11 protein-coding genes and 1 tRNA gene are annotated in these 14,046 nt (G+C 59.7%); 6 read left to right on the top strand and 6 right to left on the bottom strand.

What is annotated here, in order from left to right:
- Positions 1-59: 59 nt before the first annotated feature.
- Positions 60-1,985 carry an autotransporter assembly complex protein TamA gene (locus C9E91_RS17475; RefSeq protein WP_181316106.1) on the bottom strand — a complete coding sequence of 642 codons (1,926 nt, stop codon included), beginning with the start codon at positions 1,983-1,985 and terminating at the stop codon, positions 60-62.
- Between the two features lie 365 nt (positions 1,986-2,350).
- The gene (locus C9E91_RS17470) at positions 2,351-2,647 is read right to left on the bottom strand and encodes a YMGG-like glycine zipper-containing protein (protein WP_104824564.1); all 297 of its coding nucleotides are present in this window, start codon (positions 2,645-2,647) and stop codon (positions 2,351-2,353) included.
- A gap of 301 nt (positions 2,648-2,948) precedes the next feature.
- Between C9E91_RS17470 and C9E91_RS17465 the strand changes: the two genes are divergently transcribed.
- The 4 genes from C9E91_RS17465 (at position 2,949) to hemA (ending at position 8,112) form a co-directional block, all read left to right on the top strand.
- Positions 2,949-3,437 carry a (2Fe-2S)-binding protein gene (locus C9E91_RS17465; protein WP_107109546.1) on the top strand — a complete coding sequence of 163 codons (489 nt, stop codon included), beginning with the start codon at positions 2,949-2,951 and terminating at the stop codon, positions 3,435-3,437.
- 83 nt (positions 3,438-3,520) lie between these two features.
- Positions 3,521-5,866 (top strand): xanthine dehydrogenase family protein molybdopterin-binding subunit, encoded by a 2,346-nt coding sequence (locus C9E91_RS17460; protein ID WP_107109545.1) that lies wholly within the window; start codon positions 3,521-3,523, stop codon positions 5,864-5,866.
- Between the two features lie 20 nt (positions 5,867-5,886).
- Entirely contained in the window at positions 5,887-6,681 is a 795-nt protein-coding gene (locus C9E91_RS17455; protein ID WP_107109544.1) for an FAD binding domain-containing protein, read from the top strand.
- A gap of 219 nt (positions 6,682-6,900) precedes the next feature.
- A complete protein-coding gene (gene hemA, locus C9E91_RS17450; RefSeq protein ID WP_107109926.1) occupies positions 6,901-8,112 on the top strand; it encodes a 5-aminolevulinate synthase in 1,212 nt (403 codons plus the stop codon).
- A gap of 82 nt (positions 8,113-8,194) precedes the next feature.
- Here the strand turns inward: hemA and C9E91_RS17445 are convergent, their stop codons facing one another.
- Both C9E91_RS17445 and dxr read right to left on the bottom strand, forming a co-directional pair.
- A complete protein-coding gene (locus C9E91_RS17445) occupies positions 8,195-9,109 on the bottom strand; it encodes a pyridoxal-phosphate dependent enzyme (protein ID WP_107109543.1) in 915 nt (304 codons plus the stop codon).
- A 128-nt stretch (positions 9,110-9,237) separates the two neighbouring features.
- A complete protein-coding gene (gene dxr / locus C9E91_RS17440) occupies positions 9,238-10,431 on the bottom strand; it encodes a 1-deoxy-D-xylulose-5-phosphate reductoisomerase (protein WP_107109542.1) in 1,194 nt (397 codons plus the stop codon).
- A gap of 200 nt (positions 10,432-10,631) precedes the next feature.
- Between dxr and C9E91_RS17435 the strand changes: the two genes are divergently transcribed.
- The gene (locus C9E91_RS17435; protein ID WP_107109541.1) at positions 10,632-10,898 is read left to right on the top strand and encodes a BON domain-containing protein; all 267 of its coding nucleotides are present in this window, start codon (positions 10,632-10,634) and stop codon (positions 10,896-10,898) included.
- 537 nt (positions 10,899-11,435) lie between these two features.
- The gene (locus C9E91_RS17430) at positions 11,436-12,074 is read left to right on the top strand and encodes a hypothetical protein (protein ID WP_107109540.1); all 639 of its coding nucleotides are present in this window, start codon (positions 11,436-11,438) and stop codon (positions 12,072-12,074) included.
- A gap of 513 nt (positions 12,075-12,587) precedes the next feature.
- Here the strand turns inward: C9E91_RS17430 and C9E91_RS17420 are convergent.
- Together C9E91_RS17420 and C9E91_RS17415 are read right to left on the bottom strand one after the other, a co-directional pair.
- A tRNA-Arg gene (locus C9E91_RS17420) sits at positions 12,588-12,664 on the bottom strand.
- Positions 12,665-12,783: 119 nt separating this feature from the next.
- Positions 12,784-13,944: a M20 aminoacylase family protein gene (locus tag C9E91_RS17415; protein WP_107109538.1), complete on the bottom strand. Its 1,161-nt coding sequence runs from the start codon at positions 13,942-13,944 to the stop codon at positions 12,784-12,786.
- Positions 13,945-14,046 lie beyond the last annotated feature (102 nt).

Here is a 14,046-nt window from a genome sequence, read left to right as displayed (position 1 = left end):
GCGACAGTAACCTCAATTTTTCTAACCGCGTGCTGAACCGTCTGCGACTGTACGGCTTGTCAGAAGGCCTGACCGATGCCGGCATAGATGCCGTATGCCGTACCGTTCTCATATTTCCTGAGAGGGACGGCGACGTCGAGCCTGATGGGACCGAAGGGTGTAGCGTAGCGCACACCGACGCCCGCGCCAATGCGAACATCGGAAAAGTCAGGAAAAGTGCTGCCGGTGACGCTGCCCATGTCGACGAAGGGCACGATGCCGATCTTGTCGGTGATCTTGACGCGGGCTTCAATGGAGGCAGTGGCATAGGAGCGGCCGCCGAGCGCATCGCCATTGGAGTTATAGGGTGTGATTTCCTGGTAGGCGTAGCCGCGCACCGAGCCGCCACCGCCGGCATAGAAGCGCCGGGTCGCCGGAATATCCGAGATACCGTTGGAACCGATCAGCGAGCCGAGGGAAAGCTTTCCGGCGAAGACGACATTATCGTTGGCGCCGACGCCCTGATAGCCGGAAATCGAGCCCTCGAAGGAGCTGAACACCGTTCCGCCCATTGTTTCATAGCTCGGCTTGGCGCTGATCGAGGCGCGGTAGCCCTCGGTCGGATCCAGCTTGTTGTCGCGCGTGTCCCTGACATATTCCAGCGGGATCGCCAGCGTCAGAAATTTCTGATCGCCATAGGCGTCGGTGGTGTCTTGCTCATAGCTCACTTCGCCGCCGCCGGAGACGGTATCCTGATCTGACAGCTCGTAGGCAAGGTCGGCGCTCGCAGTGACGGTATTGGCATCGTAGGCGTCCGGATGCAGGCTTTGCATCTTCAGGCCGGCGGTGAAGGTTGCCGAGGGATAGAAGGTCGCGGGCCGGACATAGGTAATGCCGGCGCTATAGTCGAGTTGGCCGACATCCGTCGTTTCGCCGATACGGGAAACCGATCCTTCGATGCGCAGCGAATCCGCCCGGCCGGTCAGGTTGCGATGGCCCCAATAGCCCTGGACGCCGAAACCGTCGATGGTGGAATATTGCGCGCCGACGCCGAAATAGCGCTGTTTGCCCTCGGACACTTCGATGGTCATGGGAATGCTGCCGTCCGGGGCGAGTTTGTCGGCCTCGCGGATGGTGACACTGGAAAAGACGCCGAGCTTGCGCAGGCGGTCGGATGCTTTCTTCAGTTCGTCCGGCGAATAGGGCTTGCCCTCATTGATGCGGGCATAGCGCTTGATGAAATCCGGATCGACCGATTTCTGGCCGCTGACGCCGACATTGCCGATGGGCGCCATGGGACCACTTTCGACGCTCAGCGAGACATCGACCCTTTGGGTGTCGTGATCGGCGACAACATCGCGCTTGATCAGGTTGGCGAGCGGATGGCCCTGGTTCTTGAAGTCGGCAACGATCTTGTCGCCGGCCTTCAGGATCGTCAGTGAGCCGGCATCGCCGCCGGGCACAAGCCCATAGCTGGCGGGATCGAGGCTGCGGGCGTCGCCGAGCAGGCTGATCTTGCCGAGCGTGAAGATCGGGCCGGGATCGACGCTGATGGTGACGGCGACCGGTTTCGAACGGCCGAAGGTGGGATTGGGCGGCAGCGCATCGAGATTGGTGCCATTGATGGTGATGGTGACCACGCCGCCATAGCGCGCTTTTTCATAGAGAGTGGCGATCAACCGGTCGCGATCATCGCGCGCCTTGATGACGACGCCGAGATCGCCGGAGACTGGTTTCTTCTTGTCCGAAACCAGCATGGAGCTCTCGGTCAGAGCCTCCTTGAGATCCTTGTCGAGATTATCAGTCTTGAAATCGACGGTGTAATGGACGGGATCGGAAACCTCATCCGTCGTATCGTCCTCGCCCCAAAGCGTCATGCCGAACAGCTTGAAGGCAAAGGCGTTTCCGGCATAGAGCGGGCCGAGCACAATCGCTGCCGCAACCGCCATTACGGTGCCTGCTCGCCGATACGCAATACCCTTCCTCGGACCAGTTCTTTTATGCATACGCCGCTTTACGGTTATATAAGAACTTTCTCAGTTTGGCGTTTCCCCCAGGTTAACGCGCGGGCACCATAGAGGCAAAAGCGTCCCGCGTGTACCTTTTTAGACTCAAAAACATGCAAAAGACCGACGCGGAAATGAAAAATCCCGGATTTTCGTCCGGGACTTAGGGCTGTTTCAATGCTCTTTAGGGAGCAAATGGCGGTCGTCGCTCCCATGGTCATTGCTTCGATCCAGCGTTGAAATTGGCGTCATTTCCCTTGGTACGACGTCCGCTTTGCACCTCTTACAGATGAAAAGGCGGTGAGCCGGAATCAAAAAGTCCCGGACCTCAGGCCCGGGACTTCGGTATCTCAATTCGTATTGGATCAGTAACCGCCGCCATCATAGTAGCTGCGACGATAGCCGCCGCGCGGGCAATCGTCGATGTAGCGACGGCCATAGCGGTCACGGTAGTAGCACTGGCCGGGCTGTTCGGCGACGCTGCCGATTACCGCACCCGAAACACCGCCAATCGCGGCGCCGACGGCTGCACCGCGGACATTGCCGGTAACGGCGCCGCCGATGATGGCGCCGGACGCAGCGCCGATGCCGGCGCCTTGTTCAGTCGGGGTGCAGCTTGCGATAGACAAGCCGACCAGTGCGAGCATAAGAGCTTTCTTCATTTAATTCTCTCCAACGTTAGTTAAGCCGGTACCCCCGGCCAACGCCGTCCCCAATTTTTCCAGCTCCACCGCGATGGGCTGTCCTTGCAGTCCTGCAGCTACGAAGAAATATCGTGCAAAATATGTTTGTCTACTGGGCACTTGCGGTTTTTTTGGTGCTAAACTTGCTGTTTCTGCATTCAGTAAACAAAAGGAAGCGGGCGGGAGAAAAATCCGCAGTCTTTCTAAAGTAGAGGTTGATCGCACTACAAAAAAGTCAAATGATGGCTGTTGCCTCTGGAGGAGAGGCGAGGAGGAAAATATGTCAAAAGTGACGTTGACGGTGAACGGCCGGACGGTCAGTGGCGAATGCGAGGATCGCACGCTGCTCGTCCATTTCATCAGGGAAAAGCTTGGCCTGACGGGAACCCATGTCGGCTGCGATACGACCCAATGCGGCGCCTGCGTGATTCATATGGATGGCAAATCGGTCAAGAGCTGTTCGGTCCTGGCCGTGCAGGCGTCGGGCTCGGATATTACAACCATTGAGGGTCTAGTCGCCAATGGCGAATTGCATCCTGTTCAGGCTGCCTTCAAGGAGCATCACGGCCTGCAATGCGGCTTCTGCACGCCCGGCATGGTGATGACGGCCGTCGACATGATTAACCGCCATGGCGGCATGCTGGACGAAGAAACGGTACGTGCCGAGCTCGAAGGCAATATCTGTCGCTGCACCGGCTACCACAATATCGTCAAGGCAGTCCTTTCTGCCAATGCTGCGATGCACGCCGCCAAGCAGGCGGCCGAATAAGATTTCACCGAGATTGTCTGGCGAACGCCAACGACCGTTATCTTGGCGGATTGCCGACCCCGGAACCCCAATGGGAGGATATCATGGGCGTTGAAGGCATTGGTGCGCGCGTCGCGCGCAAGGAAGACAAGAGATTTCTGACGGGCAAGGGGCGCTATACCGACGATATGATGGCGCCGGGCATGAAATATGCCTATTTCGTCCGCAGCCCGCATGCGCATGCGAAGTTCACCGGCATCGACGCCTCGGCCGCTTTGGCCATGCCGGGCGTGATCGGCGTACTGGACGGTAAGCAATTGCTGGCCGATGGCATCGGCAATCTCATCTGCGGCTGGATGATCCACTCCAAGGACGGCACGCCGATGAAGATGGGCGCCTGGCGGCCGCTGGCGGTCGATACCGTGCGCTATGTCGGCGATGCCGTGGCGATCGTCGTGGCCGATTCGCTGGGCGAGGCCCGCGATGCGGCCGAAGCCGTCGTGGTGGACTATGAAGAGCTTCCCGCCGTTATCGAGGCGGTCGAAGCGCTGAAGCCTGGCGCGCCGCAGCTTCATCCGGAAGCGGCCGGCAATTTGATCTTCGACTGGGAACTCGGCGACGCCGCCGCAACCGACAAGGCGATCGTCGAAGCGGCCCATGTCACGGAGCTCGAAATCCACAACAACCGCCTGTCGCCGAATGCCATGGAGCCGCGCGCGACCCTCGGCATCTATGATGCCGGCGACGATCACTATACGTGCTACACCACCAGCCAGAACCCGCATGTGGCGCGGCTGGTCATGAGCGCTTTCTACAATGTCGCGCCGGAAAACAAGCTGCGCGTCATCGCGCCGGATGTCGGCGGTGGCTTTGGCTCGAAGATCTATATCTATCCCGAGGAGATCGTCTGTCTCTGGGCGTCGAAGAAGACCGGTGTGCCGGTCAAATGGACGGCCGACCGCACCGAGGCATTCCTGACCGATGCTCACGGCCGCGACCATGTCTCCAAGGTGAAGATGGCCTTCGATGCCCAAAACCGCATCACGGCGTTGAAAGTCGATACCATCGCCAATCTTGGCGCCTATATGTCGCTCTTCTCCTCGTGCGTGCCGACTTACCTCTATGCGACGCTGCTATCGGGCCAATATGCGATCCCGGCGATCCACGCCAATGTTCGCACCGTCTATACCAATACGGTGCCGGTCGATGCTTATCGCGGTGCAGGGCGTCCGGAGGCGACCTATCTTCTGGAGCGCACCGTCGAAACGGCGGCGCGCGAACTCGGCGTTTCACCGGCGGAACTCAGGCGAACCAATTTCGTCCGCTCCTTCCCCCATCAGACGCCGGTCATCATGAATTATGACGCCGGCAACTACGAGGCATCGCTGGATGCCGCCATGGAGCAGGCTGATTGGAACGGTTTTCCCGCTCGCAGGACCGCGGCGGAGGCGCGCGGCATGAAGCGCGGCATCGGCATGAGCTGCTATATCGAGGCCTGCGGGCTCGCGCCTTCTCAGGCGGTCGGTTCGCTCGGCGCCGGTGTCGGCTTGTGGGAATCGGCGGAAGTGCGGGTGAATGCCGTCGGCACCGTCGAGGTGCTTACCGGTTCGCACAGCCATGGCCAGGGTCATGAGACGACATTCGCACAGCTCGTCGCCGAACGGTTCGGCGTGCCGATCGACAGCGTGTCGATCGTTCACGGCGACACCGACAAAGTGCAGATGGGCATGGGCACCTATGGCTCACGCTCCGGTGCGGTCGGCATGTCCGCCGTGGTGAAGGCGCTCGACAAGGTGGAAGCCAAGGCGAAGAAGATCGCCGCGCATCTGATGGAGGCCGACGAGAGCGATATCGTCATTGAGAACGGCGAGGTCAAAGTCGCCGGCACCGACAAGTCGCTGCCCTGGTTCCAGGTGGCGCTGGCGGCCTACACTGCGCATAATCTCCCCGCCGGCATGGAGCCGGGCCTGAAGGAAACCGCCTTCTACGATCCGGCCAACTTCACCTTCCCGGCCGGCTGCTACATCTGCGAAGTCGAGGTCGATCCGGAAACCGGCAAGACCGACATTATCCAGTTCGTCGCTGCTGACGATTTCGGCAATATCATCAATCCGATGATTGTCGAAGGTCAGGTGCATGGCGGTATCGCGCAGGGTGTCGGTCAGGCACTACTCGAGGCCGTGCATTACGATGCCAACGGCCAGTTGCTGACGGCGAGCTTCATGGACTACGCCATGCCGCGCGCCGACGATCTGCCGTCCTTCAATCTGTCGCATCAAAACACGCCCTGCCCGAACAATCCGCTAGGGGTCAAGGGCTGCGGCGAGGCGGGCGCCATCGGCTCTCCGCCGGCGCTGATCAACGCCATCACCGATGCGATCGGCAATAATGCCCTGGCCATGCCCGCCACGCCGCTGAAGGTGTGGGAAGCGGCACGGGTCGTGGCCTGAGACAAGGGGAGGAGAAAACCATGTATGCAACCAACTATCACCGCGCCTCCTCGGTCGACGAAGCCGTCAAGCTTCTGTCCGGTATGCCGGAGGGCAAATATGTCTCCGGCGGCATGACGCTGATCGCCACCATGAAGCAGCGTCTGGCTTCGCCGAGCGATCTCGTCGATCTCAGGCATATCCCGGCGCTGAAGGGCATCCGCGTCGATGGTCGCAGGGTCACGATCGGCGCTGCGACGACACATGCGGAGGTCGCCTCCTCGGCGGCGATTCGCGCCGTCTGCCCGGCGCTCTGTGATCTTGCCGGCATGATCGGCGATCCGCATGTCCGCCATATGGGCACGATCGGCGGCTCGGTCGCCAATAACGACCCGGCGGCAGACTATCCTTCGGCCATGCTGGGCCTGGGGGCTACCATCGTGACCGACCGGCGTCAGATCGCAGCCGATGATTTCTTCACCGGTCTGTTCGAAACGGCACTGGAAGAGGGTGAGCTGATTACCACCATCACCTTCGAGGCGCCGGAAAAGGCCGGCTATGCCAAGTTCCCCAATCCGGCTTCGCGCTACGCCATGACCGGCGTTTTCGTTGCCAAGGGAGCGGACGGCGTGCGGGTCGCAGTCACCGGCGCTGGTTCTGATGGCGTGTTCCGTCACGGCGGGATGGAGCAAGCGCTCGCGGCGAACTGGTCACCGGATGCGGTCGCCAACGCGGCCGTTGATTCGTCGACGCTGCTGTCTGATCTGCATGCCACGGCCGAATATCGTGCCAATTTGATCAAGGTCATGGCCAAGCGCGCGACCGCGGCAGCATAAAATTCGCGCGGAAAATGCCGGAAGGGCGGCTCGGCCGCCCTTCCGGTTTCAGCTATTCCGGAGATGGGGCAAGATTGTCAATTCTCGGTGATTGACAATTGTTGTCTGGAATTGTTCAAAATTAAGGGCCATTTGCCGCAGCGAGTGCTAAAGCGATGCGGAGGGGTTGACGTGCAGATCGGCAATCATGAAAACGGTCGCATGGTACTGGAGCAGATGATGGATTTCGAAGCATTTTTCAAAGGCGAATTGGGCGCGTTGCATCAGGAAGGCCGCTACCGCGTGTTCGCCGATCTGGAGCGTCAGCGCGGCAGCTTTCCGCGTGCGACCTGGTATACGCCGGAAGGCTCCAAGGACGTCACGGTCTGGTGCTCGAACGACTATCTCGGCATGGGCCAGCACCCCAAGGTGATCGAAGCGATGAAAGAGGCGATTGATCACTGTGGCGCGGGTGCGGGAGGCACCCGGAATATTTCTGGCACCAACCACCACCATGTTTTGCTGGAGCAGGAGCTTGCCGATCTGCACGGCAAGGAATCCGCGCTGATCTTCACCTCCGGCTATATCTCCAACTGGGCGACGCTCGGCACGCTCGGCGCCAAGATCCCCGGGCTGATCATCTTCTCGGATGCGCTGAACCACGCCTCGATGATCGAGGGCATCCGTTATGCCAAGTGCGACAAGGTCATCTGGAAGCACAACGACCTTAATGATCTCGAAGCCAAGCTGAAGGCCGCCGATCCGAAGGCGCCGAAGCTGATCGCCTTCGAGAGCGTCTATTCGATGGATGGCGATATCGCGCCGATCAAGGAGATCTGCGATCTCGCCGACCAATATGGGGCGATGACCTATCTCGACGAAGTGCATGCCGTCGGCATGTATGGCCCGCGCGGCGGCGGCATTGCCGAGCGCGAAGGGCTGATGGACCGGCTGACGGTGATCGAGGGCACGCTCGGCAAGGCCTTCGGCGTCATGGGCGGCTATATTGCTGCGTCGACCGCACTTTGCGATTTCATCCGCTCCTTTGCCTCCGGCTTCATCTTCACGACATCGCTGCCGCCGGCCTTGGCGGCGGGTGCCGTCGCCTCGATCCGGCATCTGAAGGTCAGCCAGTTCGAACGTGCCCGCCATCAGGACCGGGTGCGCCGGCTGCGTACCCAGCTCGACGCTGCCGGCATTCCGCATATGCCGAACCCGAGCCATGTCGTGCCGGTTTTGGTCGGCGATGCTGCCAAGTGCAAATGGATCTCGGACCTGCTGCTCGATATGGGCGTCTACGTCCAGCCGATCAATTATCCGACCGTGCCGAAGAAGACCGAACGCCTGCGCATCACACCGACACCGCTGCATTCGGATGCCGATATCGAGCATCTCGTCGGCGCGCTGCATGCGCTCTGGTCGCGCTGTGCGCTCGCTCGCGCGGTGGCGTAAGTAAAAGCTTACATTTTTGTTCTTTGGTCAGGGCGCGGAAATGTTGTTTCCGCGCCCTGACTTTTTGAATTCTGGGTGATGATCAGGATGCTTGCCAGGCCTGTAGCTGAGCGAGCGAAGCCGTCGCCCCGCCGCAAACCACGATGAGGACTCGCTCATAGCCTGCCAATCGATCGGCATGGCTATAGGCGACCGCCAATGCTGCGCCACACGCCGGCTCCACGAGCACGCGATGATCGTCGAGGACGCGCATACACGCGTTAACGGCAGCGCGATCGTCCACGACGACGCTCTCGACGGGTAGGGTCTGAGCGATCTCAAAGGCGCGCTGGCTGACTTTTCGGGCGCCAAGCGAGGTTGCGATGCTGGTGATGGCAGGCAGTTCGGTGAGTTTGCCGGCCTTCACGGAGGCTGCGAGGGACGCCGCGCCTTCGGTTTCGGCCGCTATGATCGGGACGCCTTTAAGGCCATTGCGGTCAAGCCCTTCCGCAACGCCAGCCAGAAGCCCGCCGCCGCCGACCGAAAGAACGACCGCGTCGAACGCGACGCCAGCGTTGACGACCTCGTCGATGATCGTCGCATGCCCAGTCCACAGAAGCGGATCGTCAAACGGGTGAATGAATGCGGTTTCCGCATCGACTGCCTCAAGCGCGCGCTCGTTGGCCTCCTGCCAGGACGCGCCATGGACGAAGACCTCGGCGCCCTCCTGGCGGATCAGCGATTTTGCCCGTTCGGTCGTCGTCTGCGGAACGAAGACCGACACCGGGATCGAGAGGCGGCGTCCGGCATAGGCCACCGCAATGCCGGCATTGCCTCCGGAAGAGGATACGAAGCGGCGCTTTCCGTTTCTGGCGTGATGCTCACAGGCCGCCCCTATGCCGCGGATCTTGAAGGAGCCAGGGGGCTGGAGCGCATCCATCTTCAACCAGACGGATCGGCCCGACGCCAGGCTTAGGGAAGGGGATTCGAGCAGCGGAGTTTCGAGATGCAGTGCCATGGAATGCCTTCTCCGGAACGCGACGTTGGTGATCTCCATCAAATATGTTGAAAGAGCCTCGCCAACAAACGAATTCGCAGCTCCGGGCAGTCATCCGTTTCCGGCTTACGCGGCTTCTCGCGAGCGGGTTAGGCTGCCTTTTCCCTTTGCGCGACAAGCGCGCTGGCGCGGCTGCGGGCTTCATCGTCGGCGGCAAAGACCGCATCCATCGTTTCGGCGCTGCCGACCCCGATCATCTGGTCCATGACCGCTTCGGCGATGTCGGCCATTTCGAGGAAGCCGATGCGCTCGTCCACGAAGGCCTGGAAGGCAATCTCCTCGGCAGCATTCATGACGGCGCCCTGCAGCCCGCCGCGTTCCAGCGCGGTGCGGGCAAGACGCAGTGCGGGGAAACGAACCTCGTCCGGCGCTTCGAAATCCAGCCGGGCCAGTTTTGCAAAATCCAGCCGGTCGACATCAAGCTTCGGTCGGGACGGATAGCTCAGCGCATAGCCGATGGCCGTGCGCATGTCCGGACAGCCGAGCTGCGCCAGCACGGAGCCGTCCGTATAGCCGACCATCGAATGGACGATGGATTGCGGGTGGACGATAACTTCGATCTGATCCGGGCCGACATTGAACAAATGCTTGGCCTCGATCATCTCCAGCGCCTTGTTGAACATCGAAGCGCTGCCGATGGAGATCTTCAGGCCCATCGACCAGTTCGGATGCGCGCGCGCGGTCGCTGCCGTGACATTGGCCATCTGCTCGCGCGACCATGTGCGGAAGGGGCCGCCCGAGGCTGTGAGGATGATCCGCTCGACCGCATGCTGTTGGTCGTCCTCGAGCGCCTGGAAAATCGCGCTGTGTTCGCTGTCCACCGGTATCAGCCGTCCGCCGCCTTCGCTGACGGCACGCACGAAGAGTTCGCCGGCGGAAACCAGGCATTCCTTGTTGGCGAGCGCGATGTCGGCGCCCCGGCGCGCGGCCTCCAGCGTCGGCGCAAGCCCCGCCGTGCCGACGATCGCCGCCATCACCCAATCGGAAGGGATGGAGGCAGCCTCGAGGAGAGCGTTCCTGCCGGCGGCTACGGCAATGTCGGTTCCGGCGAGCGCCGCCTTGAGGTCCTGATAGCGCTCCTCATTGGCCGTGACGGCGAGAGCGGCGCCGCAGGCTTTCGCCTGGCTCGCCAGGAGATCGATATTGTCATGCCCGGAGATTGCGGCGATATCGAACGCTTCGCGTCCGCCCAATTGGGCGATGACGTCGAGCGTGTTTTGTCCGATCGAGCCGGTCGAACCCAATATCGTCAGGCGGCGCGGCGCCTTGCTCCCGGTGGTCATTCCAGTATCCGCATCTTGCTGTGATTGCCCATGGCTCTACAGGGGATCGCGGGAGGCGGCAAGTCCGCAGCTCTGTCGGCGCATTCTTCCCCGGTCCCTTCGCGCTGGAATCTCTGGCATTAACGGCAATTTTCGGGCTACTAATGAACCAATACGCAGATACCGCGTTTTCCATCCTGCAGAGGCGCAGGAGAAGGGCAATGGTTTTCAAAGCGGCTACGTTTCACGGCCTAAAGCCCGAAATAGAAAGCGAAAATGCCAAACGCTCGGCGCTGGAATCCACAGTCGCCAACGCCCTTGCTGTCGCCGGCGGCCTCGACGCCTCCGACGTCACCGTGACCGCCGTCGGCCAGGAAATCCGATTGGACGGAACGGCGGCAACTCCGCAGGAGGTTGAACGGGCGACTGCAGTGGCGGAGGCCGTGCCGGGGGTCAGGCTGGTGCGGAATCGGATTTTGGTGGGGTGAGTTTACAAAGGTAGCGTAGATTTAAGGCCCTTCGCATTTTAACTCAGCGTAGAGCGCAAAATCGCGCCGGTCTGTCGAATCGTGCGGCCTATGCAGGACGTCGCCACAAAGCGCAGTGTCTCAAATGCGGGGATGAAGCGATGGATATCGCGAGGCATGGGCCTTCCTCGTTTCTTGTTTGCCGCCGCCTATTTGTTCTTATTATGTTCCTGTGCGCGATCGAGTCAATATCGATGCGCCCTGAGTTTTGGCGCCGCACGGTTTTACAGCCCTATTGGTATCAAAGGGCTTTTTCGTTCACGAACGGGCGAGTTTTACATCTAAGTGCAGGCGCCATAGAGAATAAGTCGAGCTTCCCAAGCTGGCGCTCGAAAGGAGCCCTTGCAACTTGAGCAATAATCTATGCGTATGCTGCACGATATGAACCTGACTCGCGCCTAGCTTTTCGAGGTCTTTATCTTAAGAAGTCAGGTATTTTGAAACTCGATTATCTATTGTCACCTGGCAAATTTGCGCGTGAAAGAAAGTGCCTCTCCGATGTGGTTTCAGATTCTCGGTGCTGTGATCGTTGTTGTAGCGATAGGGATTTATATTGTTTTTCTATTCAGAGGGAAAAAGGTAGGAAAAGCGGAAGCATCTCTATTAGGTATGATGATCCTCGTCGGATTTGGGATGATGTTGTTGGACAGGATAACTGAGTTCAAGGTGTTAGGTATCGGAACGATTAAAGCAGCAACCGCTCAGGCATCAGTCGATGCTGGCACAATCCAAGCTTTGAAAACTCGAGTCGAAAATCAATCTGCGACAGTAGATGCCGTGGCAGCACAGGCCAAAAATGCGGCCGGCCTTTCGAATAAGGCCGCCTCCCAAATAAACGCCGCCGATCAGAAGCTCGCTGATCTCAATGCCACTCTTTCAGCGGCGAAGGTCACCTTGGAACGTCTTCAAAAGGATGCGGACTTCGGGAATGTGATTCAGCAAGCGCAGAACGATGATCGCGGCGCCTTTGACAAGCTTTCTTTAATCGCTAACGACCAGAGCAGCCCTATGCGAAACGGGCTGACGCCGCTCAGAACGTTATCACGGATGCTCACAGCCAAGGGATTTACGAAACTAACCTCCAACTCCCTTGGCCAACTGACGTCGAGCCTGACATCCTATCCATCGGTACTTTGAAATCAATTTTTTTTGGCTCAACGGCGGTTCCTCTCAAACCTGCACTGATCGAATTTATCAATAACCGTAGTGATATACCAAAACTTGAGAAGCTGGATTTCTTTATCGAGGTCATGAAAACCGATGCAAGCTTGAAGGCAGTCGAGTACGCGGGTCGGTACTTCACGATGGACACAAATCTGAAAATAAAACCGTTGGCAATCGACTACTTGCTAAACTGGTGGTCAGAACACCGCAAGGACTACGAAAATCCTGCGCCGGAACCGAAGTAGCCATTTGGCAAAACCGCGCTGACAGGCATATTTTTTGAGAATCGCGTCAAGCTGTTCGCGGATGCCGCAGCCACCGTTCCATGTGCAGTCGCTCAAGGCCGTCAGTGCACCAATTTCATGTGCCAATCATGCGCCACCGAATTCCCGCTAACGTCCGAAAACGCCTGTAAATGCTGGTAATTCTGGTAAATTGATGGCGCACGAAAGCCGCATCGAAACTCATGCTAGTTATTGAGGATATTGGTGATCCCGACGCGATTCGAACGCGTGACCCTCAGATTAGGAATCTGATGCTCTATCCTGCTGAGCTACGGGACCACTGAGATTGATCCATACAAAAGCAAGGGCCCGAAGCCAAGCCCTTTTCCCGTCTCGGAGACAATCTGCTTTTGCCGGGCCGTGCGCCATGGTCAGGCGCACGGAAAGATGGTGGAGGCTCAGGCGTTCAGGCGTTGTTCGGCGAGGCGCACCCAATAGGAGATGCCGTGGGCGATGGCTTCGTCGTTGAAGTCGTAGGCCGGGTTGTGCAGGCCGGCGGTGTCGCCGTTGCCGACGAAGATGAAGGCGCCGGGGCGGGCGTTCAGCATGTAGGAGAAATCCTCGCCGCCCATCATGGGATCGATGTTCGGGATGACATTGGCAGTCCCCGCGATGTCGCTTGCGGCGGCAATCGCGTGCTCGGTCTCGTCGGCGTGGTTGACGGTGACCGGATAGTTGCGGTGGAACTGGATATCCGCCTCGGCATCATGGCTGGCGGCGATGCCGCTGACGATCTGCCGGAAGCGGCGCTCGGCGAGGTCGCGGATTTCCGGATCGAGCGTGCGTACGGTGCCGACGAAGCTCGCGTCGTTCGGGATGACATTGTAGGCGTTGCCGCCATTGAACTTGGTGACGGAGACGACCACCGATTTCAGCGGATTGGCACTGCGCGAGGCGATGAGCTGCAGGTTGGTGACGATCTGCGCGCCGATGGCGATCGGGTCGATGGTCGTGTGCGGCATGGCGGCGTGGCCGCCGCGCCCCTTGATGGTGACGGTGAACTCGTCGGTCGCCGCCATGATCGCGCCCTTGCGGATGGCGAACTGGCCGACCGGCAGGCCCGGCAGATTGTGCATGCCGTAGACTTCCTCGATGCGGAAGCGCTCCATCATGCCGTCCTTGACCATGGCATCGCCGCCGGCGCCACCCTCTTCGGCCGGCTGGAAGATGACGGCGATGTTGCCATTGAAATTGCGGGTTTCGGCAAGATATTTCGCAGCACCCAGCAGCATGGCGGTGTGGCCGTCATGGCCGCAGGCATGCATCTTGCCGGGTGTCTCGGAAGCCCAGGGCTTGCCGGTGATTTCGGTGAGCGGCAGGGCATCCATATCGGCGCGCAGGCCGACGGTACGGCCTTCGCCCTTGCCGCGGATCAGGCCGACGACGCCAGTGCGGCCGATGCCGGTGACGACCTCGTCAACGCCAAATGCCCTGAGCTTTTCTGCCACGAAGGCAGCGGTGTTTTCCACCGCATACATCAGCTCAGGCCTCGTATGGATATAGCGGCGCCATTCCGTCACTTCGTCCTGGAGTTCGGCGGCTCTGTTCAAAATCGGCATGCTGATTTTTCCTGCTGCTCAATATCGGATTCGGGTCTAGCAATTTGATCCGACACAACCCTCAACATCACATCGCACTTTTTTATGCCGTGCGCGTGATCA

Source organism: Rhizobium sp. SEMIA4064, from assembly GCF_003025035.1.
Classification (GTDB): Bacteria; Pseudomonadota; Alphaproteobacteria; order Rhizobiales; family Rhizobiaceae; genus Rhizobium; species Rhizobium paranaense.
This window is presented reverse-complemented; position numbering and strand designations above follow the sequence as displayed.

Coding starts and splice junctions, on each gene's coding strand:
- C9E91_RS17430 (WP_107109540.1), top strand. CDS start 11,436: ATGTGGTTTCAGATTCTCGGTGCTGTGATCGTTGTTGTAGCGATAGGG.
- C9E91_RS17445 (WP_107109543.1), bottom strand. CDS start 9,109: ATGGCACTGCATCTCGAAACTCCGCTGCTCGAATCCCCTTCCCTAAGC.
- dxr (WP_107109542.1), bottom strand. CDS start 10,431: ATGACCACCGGGAGCAAGGCGCCGCGCCGCCTGACGATATTGGGTTCG.
- C9E91_RS17470 (WP_104824564.1), bottom strand. CDS start 2,647: ATGAAGAAAGCTCTTATGCTCGCACTGGTCGGCTTGTCTATCGCAAGC.
- C9E91_RS17455 (WP_107109544.1), top strand. CDS start 5,887: ATGTATGCAACCAACTATCACCGCGCCTCCTCGGTCGACGAAGCCGTC.
- C9E91_RS17465 (WP_107109546.1), top strand. CDS start 2,949: ATGTCAAAAGTGACGTTGACGGTGAACGGCCGGACGGTCAGTGGCGAA.
- hemA (WP_107109926.1), top strand. CDS start 6,901: ATGGATTTCGAAGCATTTTTCAAAGGCGAATTGGGCGCGTTGCATCAG.
- C9E91_RS17435 (WP_107109541.1), top strand. CDS start 10,632: ATGGTTTTCAAAGCGGCTACGTTTCACGGCCTAAAGCCCGAAATAGAA.
- C9E91_RS17460 (WP_107109545.1), top strand. CDS start 3,521: ATGGGCGTTGAAGGCATTGGTGCGCGCGTCGCGCGCAAGGAAGACAAG.
- C9E91_RS17475 (WP_181316106.1), bottom strand. CDS start 1,985: ATGCATAAAAGAACTGGTCCGAGGAAGGGTATTGCGTATCGGCGAGCA.
- C9E91_RS17415 (WP_107109538.1), bottom strand. CDS start 13,944: ATGCCGATTTTGAACAGAGCCGCCGAACTCCAGGACGAAGTGACGGAA.